The 16,669-nt window shown below is 57.0% G+C and carries 19 protein-coding genes; 13 read left to right on the top strand and 6 right to left on the bottom strand.

Translation table 11 applies throughout. From position 1 onward, the window contains the following. The first annotated feature begins 110 nt into the window (after positions 1-110). A complete protein-coding gene (locus tag AC1UK9_RS18325; RefSeq protein WP_482578229.1) occupies positions 111-1,037 on the top strand; it encodes an FRG domain-containing protein in 927 nt (308 codons plus the stop codon). Between the two features lie 155 nt (positions 1,038-1,192). Then, positions 1,193-1,528, top strand: a complete 336-nt coding sequence (locus AC1UK9_RS18320) for a hypothetical protein (protein ID WP_482578228.1) — start codon at positions 1,193-1,195, stop codon at positions 1,526-1,528. Positions 1,529-1,565: 37 nt separating this feature from the next. Here the strand turns inward: AC1UK9_RS18320 and AC1UK9_RS18315 are convergent, their stop codons facing one another. Together AC1UK9_RS18315 and AC1UK9_RS18310 are read right to left on the bottom strand one after the other, a co-directional pair. Next, on the bottom strand, positions 1,566-1,637 hold the full coding sequence (locus tag AC1UK9_RS18315) for a hypothetical protein (protein WP_482580498.1): 72 nt from the start codon (positions 1,635-1,637) through the stop codon (positions 1,566-1,568). 399 nt (positions 1,638-2,036) lie between these two features. Then, positions 2,037-2,993: a tyrosine-type recombinase/integrase gene (locus AC1UK9_RS18310; protein WP_482578227.1), complete on the bottom strand. Its 957-nt coding sequence runs from the start codon at positions 2,991-2,993 to the stop codon at positions 2,037-2,039. Between the two features lie 883 nt (positions 2,994-3,876). Between AC1UK9_RS18310 and AC1UK9_RS18305 the strand changes: the two genes are divergently transcribed. Beyond that, on the top strand, positions 3,877-4,332 hold the full coding sequence (locus AC1UK9_RS18305; protein ID WP_482578226.1) for a DUF2214 family protein: 456 nt from the start codon (positions 3,877-3,879) through the stop codon (positions 4,330-4,332). Positions 4,333-4,552: 220 nt separating this feature from the next. Here the strand turns inward: AC1UK9_RS18305 and csrA are convergent, their stop codons facing one another. Next, positions 4,553-4,747: a carbon storage regulator CsrA gene (gene csrA, locus AC1UK9_RS18300; protein WP_003179932.1), complete on the bottom strand. Its 195-nt coding sequence runs from the start codon at positions 4,745-4,747 to the stop codon at positions 4,553-4,555. Positions 4,748-4,997: 250 nt separating this feature from the next. Here csrA and AC1UK9_RS18295 point away from each other — a divergent pair, with 250 nt between their 5' ends. Together AC1UK9_RS18295 and AC1UK9_RS18290 are read left to right on the top strand one after the other, a co-directional pair. Beyond that, complete coding sequence (locus tag AC1UK9_RS18295; RefSeq protein WP_025111201.1) at positions 4,998-5,366, top strand: SPOR domain-containing protein; 369 nt, start codon at positions 4,998-5,000, stop codon at positions 5,364-5,366. Positions 5,367-5,452: 86 nt separating this feature from the next. Beyond that, complete coding sequence (locus tag AC1UK9_RS18290; RefSeq protein WP_482578225.1) at positions 5,453-6,364, top strand: siderophore-interacting protein; 912 nt, start codon at positions 5,453-5,455, stop codon at positions 6,362-6,364. Between the two features lie 56 nt (positions 6,365-6,420). On the opposite strand, the gene AC1UK9_RS18285 is transcribed toward AC1UK9_RS18290, so the two are convergent. The 3 genes from AC1UK9_RS18285 to AC1UK9_RS18275 form a co-directional block, all read right to left on the bottom strand. Beyond that, complete coding sequence (locus tag AC1UK9_RS18285; RefSeq protein ID WP_007961223.1) at positions 6,421-7,110, bottom strand: endonuclease; 690 nt, start codon at positions 7,108-7,110, stop codon at positions 6,421-6,423. Between the two features lie 4 nt (positions 7,111-7,114). Beyond that, positions 7,115-7,384, bottom strand: coding sequence for a DUF1654 domain-containing protein (locus tag AC1UK9_RS18280; RefSeq protein WP_482580497.1), 270 nt, complete (start codon positions 7,382-7,384; stop codon positions 7,115-7,117). Between the two features lie 199 nt (positions 7,385-7,583). Continuing rightward, complete coding sequence (locus AC1UK9_RS18275) at positions 7,584-8,672, bottom strand: asparaginase (protein ID WP_025111204.1); 1,089 nt, start codon at positions 8,670-8,672, stop codon at positions 7,584-7,586. Positions 8,673-9,011: 339 nt separating this feature from the next. On the opposite strand from AC1UK9_RS18275, the gene AC1UK9_RS18270 reads away from it, so the two are divergent. The 8 genes from AC1UK9_RS18270 (at position 9,012) to AC1UK9_RS18235 (ending at position 16,649) form a co-directional block, all read left to right on the top strand. Then, a complete protein-coding gene (locus tag AC1UK9_RS18270) occupies positions 9,012-9,467 on the top strand; it encodes a hypothetical protein (protein WP_482578224.1) in 456 nt (151 codons plus the stop codon). A 200-nt stretch (positions 9,468-9,667) separates the two neighbouring features. Then, on the top strand, positions 9,668-10,624 hold the full coding sequence (locus tag AC1UK9_RS18265; RefSeq protein WP_025111206.1) for a sugar ABC transporter substrate-binding protein: 957 nt from the start codon (positions 9,668-9,670) through the stop codon (positions 10,622-10,624). Between the two features lie 57 nt (positions 10,625-10,681). Further along, the gene (locus AC1UK9_RS18260) at positions 10,682-12,235 is read left to right on the top strand and encodes a sugar ABC transporter ATP-binding protein (protein ID WP_025111207.1); all 1,554 of its coding nucleotides are present in this window, start codon (positions 10,682-10,684) and stop codon (positions 12,233-12,235) included. After that, the gene (locus tag AC1UK9_RS18255) at positions 12,232-13,209 is read left to right on the top strand and encodes an ABC transporter permease (protein WP_025111208.1); all 978 of its coding nucleotides are present in this window, start codon (positions 12,232-12,234) and stop codon (positions 13,207-13,209) included. The genes AC1UK9_RS18260 and AC1UK9_RS18255 overlap by 4 nt, the downstream gene beginning before the upstream one ends. A 3-nt stretch (positions 13,210-13,212) precedes the next feature. Further along, positions 13,213-14,232 carry a LacI family DNA-binding transcriptional regulator gene (locus AC1UK9_RS18250; RefSeq protein ID WP_482578223.1) on the top strand — a complete coding sequence of 340 codons (1,020 nt, stop codon included), beginning with the start codon at positions 13,213-13,215 and terminating at the stop codon, positions 14,230-14,232. A 24-nt stretch (positions 14,233-14,256) separates the two neighbouring features. Next, entirely contained in the window at positions 14,257-15,174 is a 918-nt protein-coding gene (gene rbsK, locus AC1UK9_RS18245; protein ID WP_473013010.1) for a ribokinase, read from the top strand. Then, positions 15,171-15,575 (top strand): D-ribose pyranase, encoded by a 405-nt coding sequence (gene rbsD, locus AC1UK9_RS18240; protein ID WP_473013009.1) that lies wholly within the window; start codon positions 15,171-15,173, stop codon positions 15,573-15,575. The genes rbsK and rbsD overlap by 4 nt, the downstream gene beginning before the upstream one ends. Positions 15,576-15,620: 45 nt before the next feature. Then, positions 15,621-16,649, top strand: coding sequence for a nucleoside hydrolase (locus AC1UK9_RS18235; RefSeq protein ID WP_482578222.1), 1,029 nt, complete (start codon positions 15,621-15,623; stop codon positions 16,647-16,649). The last annotated feature ends 20 nt before the right edge of the window (positions 16,650-16,669 follow it).

Raw genomic sequence — 16,669 nt, 5'->3', positions numbered from 1 at the left:
ACGCCGCCTGGTGGATGCTGTAGCGAATTGAGCGGCACGCACTGGATTGGTTGCGTGATCAAAAGGCCAGTACACTGAAGGTTGTCCAACGTGCACAGGATCAGGGAACGATGACACCACTTGAGAAACCCTTCAGCACAGCACGCCAGTTGTTCGACTATGTGAGCCCTCTCAATCCTATATGGGATCACGGCAGATATATCTTCAGAGGCCAGCCAAGCGATGAGTACAAGCTGACTCCTTCTGTATGCAGACGCGGAGCTGGATCGTTCGCCTATGGATCGCCACGGCGGACCTTTGACTTCTCAAGCTCTGGGCAGGTTTCACTGGAGCTAGACATCCTCAAGCAATTTCTGGCTGGCTGTGACAAATCCGGGCTGATTGTTCCGGGCTACACTGAGAACTTAAAAACAAAACTGCATAATCACATCGCTTCATTTGTAAATCCTACAATACTATGGCCGCACCCCGATCTGTACGAAATCATGGCTGTTGCACAGCATTATGATGTGCCAACTCGCTTACTCGACTGGACGGAAAGAGCTTTTGTCGCTTGCTACTTCGCAGCCTCATCAGCAAACTTTGAGATTGATAAACAGAACGCAAGGATAGCCATCTGGGCACTTGACACCGCGTGTGCGGAACATTGGCAAGCAGTGAAGGTGATTAGGACGCCGGGGGGAACCAGTAAGAACCAAGCGGCACAGTCTGGCCTATTCACTACACACAACGTAAAAGTTTATAACCATAATGATTTCTATCAGGTAGAGGCTCTAGAAGAAGTAAAAGAAATTTACACAACTAGGTGCACTGATAACCCACTGATCAAGATCACTTTGCCCGTCAGTGAAGCTCCAGATTTATTAAATCTCTGCTCACGCTTTGGGGTTGATGGTTCAACATTGTTTCCGGGCTTTCATGGTGTGGCGAAGAGTGTAAGGGACTGGGCAAACGTTGAAGTGGGTGTTAGGCCATCAAGAGCACTTCAAGACGAATACAACGCTGATAGCTACGACAATGATCCTGACTTCCACTGATTAAAACAAGAAAGCCCGTACATAAGGCGAGAGTCATGGCGGGCTTGAACTCTTAAATTTTTACATGCGAGCCATTGAAAAGCCACTATATAGCCCCAACATTAGGATCACACCGTACTTCACGGTTAACGATGTACAACGAAAGGAAGCGGCAGATGATTAGGGTGTTACTGTCCTTGGACTTGATCGACTCAGAAGATCAAAGAGATGATTTCTATGATTTCCTGAAAAGCAAGAAATGGTTTAAAACGAAGGATGTTGACACTGTCTGGACCATTAACTACGGGAAAGCTGACCCTGAAAAGGATGAGGCTTACAAAGCCATCAAGAAAAGGCTCGCATCAGTTCTTGTTGAAGCGGCAACTGAGTTCAAGCTTAAGAAGATTTACTATGTAGCCCAGATTGGCAACAAAGAGTTTGTTGCTCGTTCAATCAAAAAGGATGGTAACGAATATAAACAATTCAGGCGTAAACTTTACCCTGAAAAATGATACACAACAGAATCCGGTGACTAAACACCACCGGATTTTAAGCCGTTGGCAACCCAGACACACCATTACCCGGCGTGACGCCTGTATGTTTATGTGTATCAAATGGAATCCCGTTGAATGTCCACGTTCCGCTGATTGTGTTTTTGCCTTTCCATGCGGTTAAGCACTATTGATGCTCAACATCGGACCCAGAAGACTGGTGGTTCAAAAACTGTAATATTGACCGTTTCACATCCAAGGTTACGAGATCACGACTTTACGGATCACATGGGATATGTTGAAGACCGTATGGCGGTGCCTATTCTTACAAAACCTATTTCCGGTGATGAGAACGCCATCGGCTTAGCACAAGCCGTCATATAGGCCAGTAAACAGTGGGAAGAACGGAAGTGCTCGTTCGGGAGCAGGCGAATCTAGTGCTAGTTTTGACGTGGTTTTCGGAGGTATTGGGTAAGTTTCTAGAGCCGCCAACCCTAAGTCCGTCAAGGTTGGCAGTCCATTCGGTTGATCAGTCGATGAGGTGCAGTACGTCCCTGACGTTCAGGTGCGAGTATCGTGCGACGGATCGAGTATCCCTGTGGCCCGATACGATCATGATCTGTGCGTTGTTGAATCCTTTCTTCGCCACATTGGTGATTCTGGTGTGCCTGAGCTGGTGAAGCCTGACGCTGCTATCAAGTCCAGCCTTTACGCGTGCCAGACGCACAGCCTGAGATACGGCGTGGGGAGTGACAGTGAAGATCATGCCATGTGGGTGGCGCTCCACGGTGGCCCACAGTTGGGCGAGTTCAAGAATCTCAACGGCTCGGTGGGTGAGGGGAACTGATCGTGTGCCGTTCTTCCCATCGATCACATCTGCAATGCGTTCTTTGAGGTGCAGGCAGTCTTTGGTCAGTTTCAGAATTTCCGACCGCCTCATAGCAGTCTCGTATGCCAATTCAACAATGAGTTTCATGGTTGGGGATAGTTTCGCCAACAGTCGCTCAAGCTCGCTTGCACGGATCACCTTTTCAGAAGACCGGTCAGGCTTTGGAAGTGCGATATCACTCACAGGGTTGTGAATGTCGATCAGTAAGCCGCGCTTGGCGAACCTGTAGAAGCGGGACATGAATGCAAGCTGCGTCCTGCACGTGGACGGCTTCACTGTCTTCAATCGCATGATCTTGAAGTCATTGATCATCTGCGGTGTGATTTCGTGAATGGGCTGGGTGAAGTGTCTGCCCAGGTGCTCCACGATTTTCAGTGCGTGATCGTAACTACCTTTCCCCTTGAGCATCGTTTCGCAGTACGTCATGCCCAACGTATAGATGGTGTGGTGCTTGCGGTCCATCGTCACGGCTTCGATCTGTTTCGCCCATGACTCAGCTTCGGCCCTGGTGCTGAACGTTTTCGACTGGGGAGATTTGCCTTTAACCCGTACCTGAACATTCCAGTTGCCGGACGGAAGTAAGCGGAAATTAGCCACTGTTGACGCCTCATAGATGTGAATGGGCGTTCTGTGAAGTCCAAGAGCAGCAGGGCTAGGAGCCTGCTCCTAGCAGACCTTGACATGGTGGGGGTCGTTGGTTCGAGTCCAATCGCGCCTACCAAACAAAATCCGCTCTGCTGGGCGGTCTGGAAGGGCCCACCGAAAGGTGGGCCCTTTTTTGTTGTCTGCGATTTGCAAAACCCACCCCTCAGAACGCCAGTGCGGCGTTAACCTCAATGAGTTCGCCCTGTCTTTCTATTTGCTCCAGGCGCGGGCCCGTCATCAAAAACCGGCTATTTGCCGAGACGTGCTTGATCAACTACTCAATAACAGGTGGGACAAGGCGAATGTGGCGGATCGCTTTACGGGCGCTCGAGATCCCTGGCGTCAATGATCAGGTCTGCTGCCCCTACACCTAAGTCGTGATGCCGAGGCATTGCTTGCTTCTCTCGCTGGGTTTCCAGCCGTGCTTGAGTAGTGCTTCCCGTGCAGGTAAAAAAGGCATTCCTTCCTTGATGGGAATTTCATGATGTCGGCCGACAAAAATACCGTTCGTCGCCAGCGACCTTTAAAATTGTGTGGATATTGAATGGCTTACGAGCGTTACGAACTAACCGGTTATCAAAAAAACGTTGTTACCTGGGGTGGATTTCAGTAACATTCGCCCCGCGTTCACCACCACGGTTTATGCATTTTTAAATCCCAAGCTTCCATCAGCTGCTTGGGATTTTTTTTGCCTGCGATTTGGCAAATCGCGCTTTCTGCCTCCCTGCTTCCTGCGCGAAGCTTTCTGGCCCCACGATGGTGTGTGGGCGCAACTGACTTTTTTCGACTACTACTGACTGGCGTTTTCCAGCGCTTTCTCAAAGGAGTTCGTCGAATGCTGGTTCACTGGTTTCTTGCCGCTATTCATCTATTGGCCTTTGCCTTGGGCTTCTGGGCCGTATTGACCCGTGGCACGGCGTTCAGTCAGCTGGCGGCTGGCGTCGGCGAGGCCAAGCGCGTTTTGCTTGCCGATAATCTGTGGGGGATTGCTGCGCTGGTGCTGCTGGTGACTGGTGGCATGCGCGCCTTCGGCGGCTTTGAGAAGGGCACTGACTACTATCTGCATCAGCCGCTGTTTCATTTGAAAATGATGCTGTTCGTGCTGATTCTGCTGATAGAGCTGGCGCCGATGATCACGCTGGTGAAGTGGCGGATCGCATCATCGCGAGGCAAGGCGCTCGATACCGGACGTGCAAAGCTGTATGCGCGGATCAGTCATGTCGAGGCGCTGCTGTTGGTGCTGATGGTTATTGCAGCCACTGGCATGGCGCGAGGCGTGACGTTCAGCTAACAGGGAAATTCTCTGTGCTCTCTCGGAAATGTCTGACAGCCAGGCTGGGCCGTCGCAGGTAGTATCGCGCTGCAAGAGAGAAGGGGGCAGATGAAGCGGAGGGGATGAATGTGTCAGGCGCCGTGCCCAGTGGGCTGGGGAGCGGATGGCAATACGGCGCGTGAATCTCTAGCCAGTCATTACGCAGAGCAAACGAACTGGCTACTGACTGCGATGCGGCTCAGGGAGTTTGTGGCTTGTCCGGCGCGGTCAGGCCAGCCTGAATGCGCTGATAAATCTCTTCACGGTGTACGGCAACGTTTTTCGGGGCGTTGATGCCGATGCGGACTTGCTGACCGCTTACGCCGAGGATGGTGATCGTAATGTCATCACCAATGTTTATGCTTTCACCGACTTTGCGGGTGAGTATCAGCATGGTCTTCTCCTTGATTGCTTTGTAGGGCACCTGATTCAGACAGTGCAGAGGTCGGTGGTACGTATAGATTAGTGCGAAGTCTCACGGTTTGGGTGCCTCTTTCTGACGCGCAGATACGGCATTAATTCCCAGGGCGTAACTATACAGAGGCTGCAATCATCAATCTCGTTGTTTTGTGCCCATTTTGCGGGCCTCGCGAAGTATTTATGAATGTTAAGATCGCCGCTTTGAGATTTTCGAGGAAAGCGTTGTGCGCAAATTGGTCTGGATGGTCGCGGCACTGGCATTGGCAGGATGTGGTGAAGGCAAGAGTGTAGACGTGCAGAAGCCGAAAACCGCAGTGGTGGCCGCACCTGCAGCGGTGTCGGCCCCGCAGTGGGACCTCGAAGTACGCGGTGAAACGCCCCAGGCTGTCAGTGACCTGAGTGGCTGGTTGATCGAGCATGCTTTTGTGCCGACCGTGATCAAGGACAGCAGCGGCAAGACGCGGATCCTGATTGGCCCGTTCAACTCCCAGGCCGAGGCTGAAGCGCGCAAGGTACAAGTGGACGCGGCATTGGTGAAGGCCAAGAAGCAGAACGTCGAATCGGTGATTGTGGAGCATCCGCTCGCGCCGTAAGCAGCACTTTCAGCGGAGCGGCCTAAAGGACATCGCAGGCGACTCGTCTTATACGAGTCAATCACGATTTTCTGCAGGAGCTCCGCATGGCCTCCACCGCTCCCTATAAACTCTTCAATGCGGTTCTGCACCGCAAGACGCTGGTAAGTCCGCACATGATGCGGATCACGCTCGCCGACCCTTCGATCCGCGGCATGGCCACCTGGGCGCCGGACCAGCGCGTCAAACTGTTCTTCCCTTCTGAAGATGGAACCCCCGCAACGCTCGCGCAGGAGGAGGGCTGGTACGCGCGCTTTCGGTCGATGCTCGCGAGCCGTCGACCGGCGATGCGCACTTACACCATTCGTCATTTGCGCGCTGATCTAGGCGAGGTCGACATCGACTTCGTCCTGCACGGCGAGACCGGTCCTGCTTCGCGTTGGGCGTTGCATGCGCAGCCGGGCGCCTCGATGCAGATTCTCGCTCCCGACAGCGGGTTTTCAGCGCTGGAGGCCGGAGGGTTCGAATGGAAGCCGCCGCAGCTGCTCAGGCAGGTTTTGCTGGTGGCCGATGCGACGGCATTACCGGCGGCCATGGGCATTCTCGAAGCGTTGGCCGCCATGGCCGAACCGCCTCAGGTTCAAGCGTACTTTGAAGTGGACAGCGCGCCAGACATGCTTTCGGTGCCGGACTGGCCCGGGCTGTCGGTGCAGTGGCTGGTTCGTGATCAGGCGCCGGCAGCGGTTGCTGGTGCGTTGATGGCAGACGTAGTGCAACAGGCGTTCCTGCCGGCAGATGATTCCCCGGCCGGGCAAGCTGCCGAACTGGCTGAGGTCGATATCGACCAGGACATCCTCTGGGAGATTGCCAACACCGCGCCTGAAGGATTCTATGGCTGGATTGCCGGCGAAAGCGCAGCGGTCATGCGCTTGCGCAAGCATCTGATCAAGGCATGCGGCATCCCGCGTGAATCGCTCAATTTGATGGGGTACTGGCGCTACAACAAGGCTGGCAGCTAGGCACAAAAAAGGCCTCGAACACCACGTTCGAGGCCTTTTCTTTATGGGCTGGAGGATCAGCCGCAGGCTTTCAGGTTCACCGGGCCGACAAACTCATTGCCGCGCCCCATCACACACGCCACGCTCTGGTTGCGTTGGCGTTCCCAGTCTTGCACCGGGTAAGTCTTGTCCCACGCCTCGTACAGCTGTCGATCCTGTTTCGACAGACGCAAGCCGTACTGCTTGCTCATGTAGAAGTAGGTGCGAGCGATCATGCCGCGAATCGACGGGCGCGGCATGACCTTCTTGGCCTTGAAGTCGACCTGGGTCAGGCACGAGCCGTACTGGCCGGATTGCACCGGCAGCCAGCCGTAACTGAAGTTGCTGCGATCACCGTTGACCTCGCCAATGCTCGGCACCAGATTGTGCAGATCGGCTTCGGCTTTCTGATAGCTCGGGTCATAGCGCGTGCAGTTCTTGCGCCCGCCCGACTGCCAGCATTGACGCTGATGGCCGAACTCCCACGCCGGCACGATGTGCTCCCACTCGATGCGCGAGGCGCGCTTGGCATTTTTGCGCGGCACGTAGCCACAAGCCTTCAAGTCCACCTTGTTGCCGGTGTACTTGCACCCGCAGTAAAACTCGGTGGACTGCGGTGCATAGAGTTTCCAGGCGACCTTCTTGGCTTCGGTAAACGTGCGGGGCGCGCCAGCCTGGGCACCACACGCGATGAACAGCAACAGCAAAGCAAAACAGCGGACACTCATTGAATCAATCTTCCTTCGGCACAACCCAAAAAATCTGCACGCCACCATCGTCGCGATAGGCGAGTGTGACGTTGTCGTTCTCGTCGATTTCCTCGAGCAGTTGCTCCCAGGCATCCATCGGCTCGTCCGGCAGACGGAAGATCAATGCGGCTTTGGCTTTTTGTGCGGTGGGAGAATTGATGATTTTCTGAACGCGCATGCCCATGCGTTCGTAAGCGTCAGGAGCATCAGGAGAGGTGGCCACGAGGTTATCCTTATTAGGCTGTACGTGCATACAGTATTTAACTGTAAGCATTTTCGCAACTGCTTAAAATTCAAGAAAATCCTCTGACAGCGCTTTTCCGGTTTTGGTGTAAGTGGGGTCGATTATTTTGTGCGAAAAGGTCGCGCTCGGCGTAGGTGGCAGCACCACCCGCCGCGCGGGCGAGTGGTGAGCAAGCTGCCCGACCCGGAAAGGGTCAGGCGAGGGTCAATCAATATTCCCAGAACATCCGTTGCAGCTCTTTACTGTCGTTGGTTTTGGTCAGGGCGACCATGGCCAGGATGCGGGCTTTTTGCGGGTTCAGGTCGTGGGCGACAACCCAGTCGTACTTGTCGTCAGGCTGTTCGGCGTTGCGCAGGACGAAACCGCCGGCGTTGACGTGGGACGAGCGGATGATCTGCACGCCATCTTTGCGCAGAGCTTGCAGGGATGGCACGACGCGGGAGGACACCGAGCCATTGCCGGTACCGGCATGGATGATGGCCTTGGCGCCGGCCTGGGCCAGAGCCTTGTAGGCGGTGTCGTCGACGTTGCCGTAGGAGTAGGCGATTTCTACGTCGGGCAGGCTCTTGATGTTCTTGATGTCGAATTCCGAATCCATGGTGTGGCGCTTGGCTGGCAGGCGGAACCAGTAGGATTTGCCTTCAACCACCATGCCCAGCGGACCCCAAGGGCTTTTGAACGCTTCGGTCTTGATGTTGATCATCTTGCTGACGTCGCGACCGGACTGGATCTCGTCGTTCATGGTCACCAGCACGCCTTTGCCGCGCGCATCTTTGCTGCTGGCAACGGCAACGGCGTTGTACAGGTTGAGCATGCCGTCCGCCGACATGGCGGTGCCCGGACGCATCGAGCCAACCACGATGATCGGCTTGTCGGTCTTCTCGACCAGGTTCAGGAAGTAGGCGGTTTCTTCCAGGGTGTCGGTGCCGTGGGTGATGACGATGCCGTCGACGTCCTTGCTGTCGGCCAGTTCGGACACGCGGCGGCCCAGTTGCAGCAGGTTTTCGTTGGTGATGCTTTCGGAGGCGATCTGCATGACTTGTTCGCCGCGCACATTCGCCAGTTTGTTCAGCTCGGGAATGCCGGCAATCAGTTGTTCAATGCCGACCTTGGCTGCCTGATAAGTGGCGCTGTTGGCAGCGCTGGCGCCAGCACCGGCAATGGTGCCGCCGGTCGCGAGTACCACGACGTTGGCGAGTTTGGTCTGGGTTTCGACTTCTTTTGCCTGGAGAGCGGTCGGCAGGAGCAGGAGGAGGGCCAAAGCGCCCGGTACCAAGGTGTTGAAAGCAGATTTCATTATTTTTCTCTCTAGTAGTGAGACGGTGCTGATGCAGGTTCATCTAGATGCGCCCCAGGCCGATCTGAATGCCCGGGGTGCAGGCTAGGGAGCAGGATCTGTACCAGCCGTACTTTGCTTTAGAGAAATGTTTAACCTAATGATTTACATCAATATTTTGTGGATTGGAAAGTCGCGCAGCAGATCGTTTATCCGGGTTTCCGAACATTTGAAGCTTTCGCGTTCGGCTCACCGAAAGGGACTACGAGTGCTGTCGAACGAATCGTCTTGCTTTTCTGCTAAAGAAACCCATCAGCAAGCCGATGGGTGTTCAAGGAAACGCTAATTTAGGGAGTTCACATGTCACTGACGATCGGCTTTTCAAATCCCGGTGCAGTCACCATCGGCGGTAAAACCGCAGCGACGATCAACGCCATGAACCAGGCGGAGGCGGACGCTTCTGACGCGGCGCTGGGCGTTGAAAAAGAACCGAGCAATCAGGTCAGAACCGGTGGTCCCGCGCAAGAAGCCAGCAAGGCTGACAGCGCAGACAGCGGCGATAACCTGAGCGTCACGGTCAAAATGCTGTTGAAGCGGATGCAGGAATTGCAGAAGCAGCTGCAGGAGCAGCAACAGCAACTGGCGGCCGCTCAGGCTGCGAGCTATCCGACACCTGAAGCCAAGTCGCAGGCGGTGATGTCGGTGCAGGGCCAGATCGCGCAAACCAGTGGGGAACTGATGGAAGTTGCGGCGGCGCTCGTCAAGGAAATGACCAAGAACTCCACCAGCGGCAGCATGGTCGACACTACGGCCTGAGCATCGAAGGGCGAATCAGCGGATTCGCCCGGCACTCGATACCGATTTCTGATTGTTGACAAATGTCGACGGCATTCGCATAGTTCGGTCTACGCAAACGTTTGCGCGGCTTTCTCGGTGCACTGTTGCCCGGAAGATAGCGATCCAGCTTACGCCAGCGCGAGCGTTGCTCACAATAATCATAAGATCGGAGTGAACCCATGAAGCTGCCATTTGCTGGACGTCTTCTTGCTGTCGCTATGCTGGCTGCCGCAGCCGCCGCACTACCTGTCTCTTCGGCCTTCGCCGAGTCCCCGGAAAAACCCAAAGTCGCGCTGGTCATGAAATCCCTGGCCAACGAATTCTTCCTGACCATGGAAGACGGCGCCAAGGCCTACCAGAAAGAACACTCCGCCGATTTCGATCTGATTTCCAACGGCATCAAGGACGAGACCGATACCGCTGGCCAGACCCGCATCGTCGAGCAGATGATTCTGGCGAAGGTCAACGCGCTGGTCATCGCGCCTTCCGATTCCAAGGCCATGGTGCCGGTGATCAAGAAAGCCGTCGATGCCGGTATCACCGTGATCAACATCGATAATCAGCTTGATCCGCAAATCGTCAAAAGCAAGAACATCAGCGTGCCATTCGTAGGTCCGGACAACCGCAAGGGTGCGCGTCTGGTCGGCGAGTATCTGGCCAAGCAACTGAAGGCCGGTGACGAAGTAGGCATTATCGAAGGCGTGTCCACCACCACCAACGCCCAGCAGCGCACCGCCGGCTTCAAGGATGCGATGGACGCGGCGCAGATCAAGGTCGTCTCGCTGCAATCCGGTGACTGGGAGATCGACAAGGGCAACAAGGTTGCTGCGTCGATTCTCAGCGAATACCCGGATGTCAAAGCCTTGCTGGCGGGTAACGACAGCATGGCCGTCGGCGCCGTTTCCGCTGTGCGTGCTGCCGGCAAGGCCGGGCAGGTACAGGTTGTCGGCTACGACAATATCAACGCCATCAAACCGATGCTCAAGGACGGTCGTGTGCTGGCGACTGCCGATCAGTTCGCCGCCAAGCAGGCCGTGTTCGGTATCCAGACCGCGCTGAAAATCCTCAAGGGCGAGAAAGTCGACAGCGGCGTCAATGGCGTGATCGAAACGCCGGTCGAGCTGGTCACCAAGTAAGTCTTCTGGCGACACAACGGCGCTCGTCCGTCCGGGCGAGCGCATGGAGAGTTTTTTATGTCAGTTTCCGCCCCGAACGCTGTCCTCTCGGTCAGCGGTATCGGTAAGACCTATGCGCAGCCGGTGCTCACAGGCATCGACTTGACGCTGATGCGCGGTGAAGTGCTGGCGCTGACCGGCGAAAATGGTGCCGGTAAAAGCACGTTGTCCAAGATCATTGGTGGTCTGGTCACGCCGACCACAGGCCAGATGCAATTCCAGGGCAAGGACTACCGCCCGGGCAGCCGCACCCAAGCCGAAGAGCTGGGCGTGCGCATGGTCATGCAAGAACTCAATCTGTTGCCGACCCTGTCGGTGGCGGAAAACCTGTTTCTCGACAACCTGCCGAGCAACGGTGGCTGGATCAGTCGCAAGCAATTGCGCAAAGCTGCCATCGAAGCCATGGCTCAGGTCGGCCTCGATGCCATTGATCCGGACACCCTGGTCGGCGAGCTGGGTATCGGGCATCAGCAAATGGTCGAGATCGCGCGCAACCTGATCGGCGATTGCCATGTGCTGATTCTCGATGAGCCGACGGCCATGCTCACTGCCCGTGAAGTGGAAATGCTCTTCGAGCAGATCACTCGCTTGCAGGCGCGTGGCGTCTCGATCATCTATATCTCCCACCGTCTCGAAGAACTGGCGCGGGTTGCGCAACGCATTGCCGTGCTGCGTGACGGCAATCTGGTCTGCGTCGAACCGATGGCCAATTACAACAGTGAGCAACTGGTCACTTTGATGGTCGGTCGCGAGCTGGGCGAACACATCGACATGGGGCCGCGCAAGATTGGCGCGCCGGCACTGACGGTCAAGGGCCTGACCCGTTCCGACAAGGTGCGCGATGTTTCCTTCGAAGTGCGTGCCGGCGAGATCTTCGGGATTTCCGGGTTGATCGGAGCCGGGCGCACGGAATTGCTGCGGCTGATTTTCGGTGCCGATCTGGCCGACAGCGGCACGATTGCGCTGGGTTCGCCGGCGCGGGCGGTCAGCGTGCGCTCCCCGGTTGACGCGGTGAACCATGGCATTGCCCTGATTACCGAAGACCGCAAGGGCGAAGGCCTGCTGCTCAGCCAGTCGATCAGCGCCAACATTGCGCTGGGCAACATGCCGGAAATTTCCAGGGGTGGTGTCGTCAACAACAGCGATGAAATCGCCTTGGCAAAGCGTCAGATCGACGCCATGCGCATTCGCAGTTCGAGCCCGACACAATTGGTCTCCGAGCTGTCCGGCGGCAATCAGCAGAAAGTGGTGATCGGCCGCTGGCTCGAGCGCGATTGTTCGGTGCTGTTGTTCGATGAGCCGACCCGCGGCATCGACGTCGGTGCCAAATTCGATATTTATGCCTTGCTTGGCGACCTGACTCGCCAGGGCAAAGCGCTGGTGGTGGTTTCCAGTGACCTGCGCGAGCTGATGCTGATCTGCGACCGGATCGGTGTGTTGTCGGCAGGGCGTTTGATCGACACCTTCGAGCGCGACAGCTGGACTCAGGATGATTTGCTTGCCGCCGCGTTCGCCGGCTACCAAAAACGTGATGCGTTGCTCAATGAAGCGGCGCCTAGGGAACTCCCATGAAAACTGCATCTTCTGCCGGCAAACGTAGTGGCAATTTCTACGGTCTGGGCACCTATCTGGGCCTGGCCGGTGCCTTGTTGGCGATGGTGGCGCTGTTCTCGGTGATGAGCAGCCACTTTCTGTCCTATAACACCTTCAGCACCCTGGCCAACCAGATCCCCGATCTGATGGTGCTGGCAGTGGGCATGACCTTCGTGTTGATCATCGGTGGCATCGACCTGTCGGTGGGTTCGGTGCTGGCGCTTGCCGCTTCGACGGTCAGCGTGGCGATTCTCGGTTGGGGCTGGAGCGTTTTGCCGGCGGCGTTGCTCGGCATGGCGGTGGCGGCACTGGCCGGCACGGTCACCGGGTCGATCACCGTGGCGTGGCGAATTCCGTCGTTCATCGTTTCGCTCGGCGTGCTGGAAATGGCGCGCGGTCTGGCGTACCAGATGACCGGTTCGCGTACCGCCTACATCGGTGACTCGTTTGCCTGGCTGTCGAACCCGATTGCGTTCGGCATTTCGCCATCGTTCATCATTGCCTTGCTGGTGATCTTCATTGCGCAAGCGGTTCTGACGCGCACGGTGTTCGGTCGCTATCTGATCGGTATCGGCACCAATGAAGAAGCGGTGCGTCTGGCCGGGATCAATCCCAAGCCGTACAAGATTCTGGTGTTCAGCCTGATGGGGCTGCTGGCGGGGATCGCGGCGCTGTTCCAGATCTCTCGTCTGGAAGCGGCGGATCCCAATGCCGGCTCCGGTCTGGAGTTGCAAGTGATCGCCGCCGTGGTGATCGGTGGCACCAGCCTGATGGGTGGTCGCGGTTCGGTGATCAGTACCTTCTTCGGTGTGTTGATCATCTCGGTGCTGGCCGCCGGTCTGGCGCAGATCGGTGCGACCGAGCCGACCAAGCGCATCATCACTGGTGCTGTGATCGTCATCGCGGTCGTACTCGATACCTATCGCAGTCAACGCGCCAGTCGACGGGGCTAAGTCATGGCAACGATCAAGGATGTGGCGGCGCTCGCGGGCATTTCCTACACCACCGTTTCTCATGTGGTGAACAACACGCGCCCGGTCAGCCAGGAGGTGCGGTTGAAAGTCGAGGCGGCCATCAAAAGCCTCGACTACGTGCCCAGTGCCGTGGCGCGCTCACTAAAAGCCAAGACCACTGCGACTATTGGCTTATTGGTGCCCAACAGCCTCAACCCGTATTTTGCCGAGTTGGCGCGGGGCATCGAGGATTACTGCGAGCGTAACGGTTACTGCGTGATCCTCTGCAACTCTGACGACAACCCGGAAAAACAGCGCAGCTATTTGCGTGTGCTGCTGGAAAAGCGCATCGACGGCCTGATCGTCGCCTCCGCCGGTGGCGACACCGGGCTTGCGCAAGGGCTGGCCGGCGTGAAAACGCCGATGGTCATTGTCGACCGGGGGCTCGATGGCGTGGATGCGGATCTGGTGCGCATTGACCATGAATATGGCGCCTATCTGGCGACCCGGCACCTCCTGGAACTGGGGCATCGAGACATTGCTACCATCGGCGGTCCGTCGAGCACCAGCGTGGCGCAAATGCGTCAGGCCGGTTTTTGCCGGGCATTGAAGGAGGCGGGCATCAAGGTTCGGCCAGAGCGTCTGCTGGAAAGCGATTTCACCAGCACCGGCGGCTACAACGCGGCAGCGATCCTGCTCGAAAACAATCCGCCAAGTGCGATTTTCGCCGGTAACGACATGATCGGTATTGGCGTGCTTCGCGCGGCGGCCGAGCGCAATGTGCGGGTGCCGAGCGAGCTGTCGGTGATCGGCTTCGACGATATCCAGATGAGCCGTTATGTGTACCCCGCGCTGACCACGGTCGGTCAATCGATCCTGCAGTTGGGCGAGATGGCTGCCGAAGTATTGTTGCGAAGGATTGCCACCCCGAGCCTGGTCACCGATCAACGGATCGTGACTCCGAGTATTGTCTTGCGCGAATCGACTGCGCCGCTGTCCGGCGTGTTCACTGAGTACCGCTGAAACCGAATTGACGAGTAGTGATGTATGCCAGCAAATGTAGTGGTAATAGGCAGCCTGAACATGGATCTGGTGACCCGGGCGCCACGGCTGCCCGTGGGCGGTGAAACGCTGATCGGTCATTCCTTTGCCACCGTGTCCGGCGGCAAGGGCGCCAATCAGGCGGTGGCTGCTGCGCGCCTGGGTGCACGGGTTGCCATGGTTGGCTGTGTTGGCAACGATGACTACGGTGTGCAATTGCGTGACGCATTGCTGGCCGAGCAGATCGATTGCCAGGCAGTGAGCACGGTGGAGAATTCCAGTGGGGTGGCACTGATCGTGGTGGATGACAACAGTCAGAACGCCATCGTGATTGTCGCTGGCGCCAACGGTGCCATGACGCCTGCGGTGATTGACCGCTTTGATGCGGTGCTGCAGGCCGCCGATGTTGTGATCTGCCAGCTCGAGATCCCGGATGCGACGGTGGGGCATGCGCTCAAACGTGCGCGTGAGCTGGGCAAGACCGTGATTCTCAATCCGGCACCGGCCAGTCGTCCGTTGCCGGCAGACTGGTTTGCGGCAATCGACTACCTGATTCCCAACGAAAGCGAAGCCACCGCGTTGAGCGGGCTGCCAGTGGATTCGCTGGACACCGCAGAAAGCGCGGCCAGCCATCTGATCGCGATGGGCGCAGGCAAGGTCATCATCACCCTCGGCGCGCAAGGTTCGCTGTTCGCCAATGGTCAGGGTTTCGAGCATTTTCCGGCCCCGAAAGTGCAGGCTGTCGATACCACGGCAGCGGGGGATACCTTTGTTGGCGGGTTTGCGGCGGCGCTCGCCAGTGGCAAGTCTGAAGCCGAAGCGATCCGTTACGGACAGATCGCGGCCGCGTTGTCTGTGACTCGGGCTGGCGCGCAACCTTCCATTCCAACCATGTCCGACGTACAGGCGTTCAAACCCGCATGAAAAAGACTCCTTTGCTCAATGTCGCGTTGTCGCGACTGATCGCCTCCCTCGGGCATGGCGACATGGTGGTCATCGGTGATGCCGGTCTGCCGGTGCCGCCGGGTGTCGAACTGATCGATCTGGCGCTGACCCACGGTGTTCCGGATTTCGTCAGCACCCTGAAAGTCGTGCTCAGCGAGATGCAGGTGGAAAGCCATGTGCTGGCCAACGAAATTCTCGACAAGCAGCCAACGGCCTTGACCACCCTGGATGAATTGCAGGAAGAAGGCGCCCTCGGTCGGCGCGACCTGCTGACTCATGAGCAATTCAAAGTGCTCAGCCGACAGGCGCGGGCGATTGTTCGTACAGGCGAATGTCAGCCGTACTGCAACATCGTGCTGGTCGCCGGCGTCACGTTTTAACCGGGTTTTCGACCCTTACATTTTCATCAGCACAAGGAATGCGCCATGCACCGCTATGCTCAAAAACTGCAACAATTGCTTCGGAGTCTGCTGCTTTTGTCTTTTATCTCCGCCACCGGCGCTCAGGCCGCTGAAAAGATCGACCTGATCATCGACACCGATCCCGGTGCCGACGACGTGGTTGCGTTGCTGTTCGCCCTGGCCTCGCCGGACGAACTGAACATCCGTGCCTTGACCACCGTGGCCGGCAACGTGCGCCTCGACAAGACTTCGCGTAACGCGCGTCTGGCCCGCGAGTGGGCGGGGCGCGAGGACGTTCCGGTATACGCAGGTGCGCCGAAGCCACTGATGCGCACGCCGATCTATGCCGAGAACATCCATGGCAAGGAAGGCCTGTCGGGTGTCACCGTGCATGAGCCGAAAAAAGGCCTGGCCGAAGGCAATGCGGTCAACTACCTGATCGACACCCTGAAAAAGGCCAAGCCGCACAGCATCACCATCGCCATGCTCGGTCCGCAGACCAACCTGGCGCTGGCGCTGATCCAGGAGCCGGAGATCGTTCAGGGCATCAAGGAAGTGGTGATCATGGGCGGTGCGCACTTCAATGGCGGCAACATCACCCCGGTCGCCGAGTTCAACCTGTTCGCCGACCCGCAGGCTGCAGAAGTGGTGCTCAAGAGCGGCGTGAAACTGACTTACCTGCCGCTGGACGTGACCCACAAGATCCTCACCAGCGACGCTCGCCTGAAGCAAATTGCCGCGCTCAACAACAACGCAAGCAAGATTGTTGGCGACATCCTCAATGAGTACATCAAGGGGGACATGGAGCATTACGGTATCCCGGGCGGCCCGGTGCATGACGCTACCGTCATCGCTTACCTGCTCAAGCCTGAGCTGTTTACCGGCCGTTCGGTGAACGTGGCTATCGATAGCCGTGAAGGGATCACCTTCGGTCAGACCGTCGTTGATTGGTACGACGGCCTGAAGCAACCGAAAAATGCATTCTGGGTCGAGAACGGCGACGCCCAGGGCTTCTTCGATCTGCTGACCGAGCGTCTGAAGCGCTTGAAGTAAGGCTTAAGACCCGCAGGCGC

This window comes from Pseudomonas sp. AK-TSAG1-1 (assembly GCF_056821665.1).
This window is presented reverse-complemented; position numbering and strand designations above follow the sequence as displayed.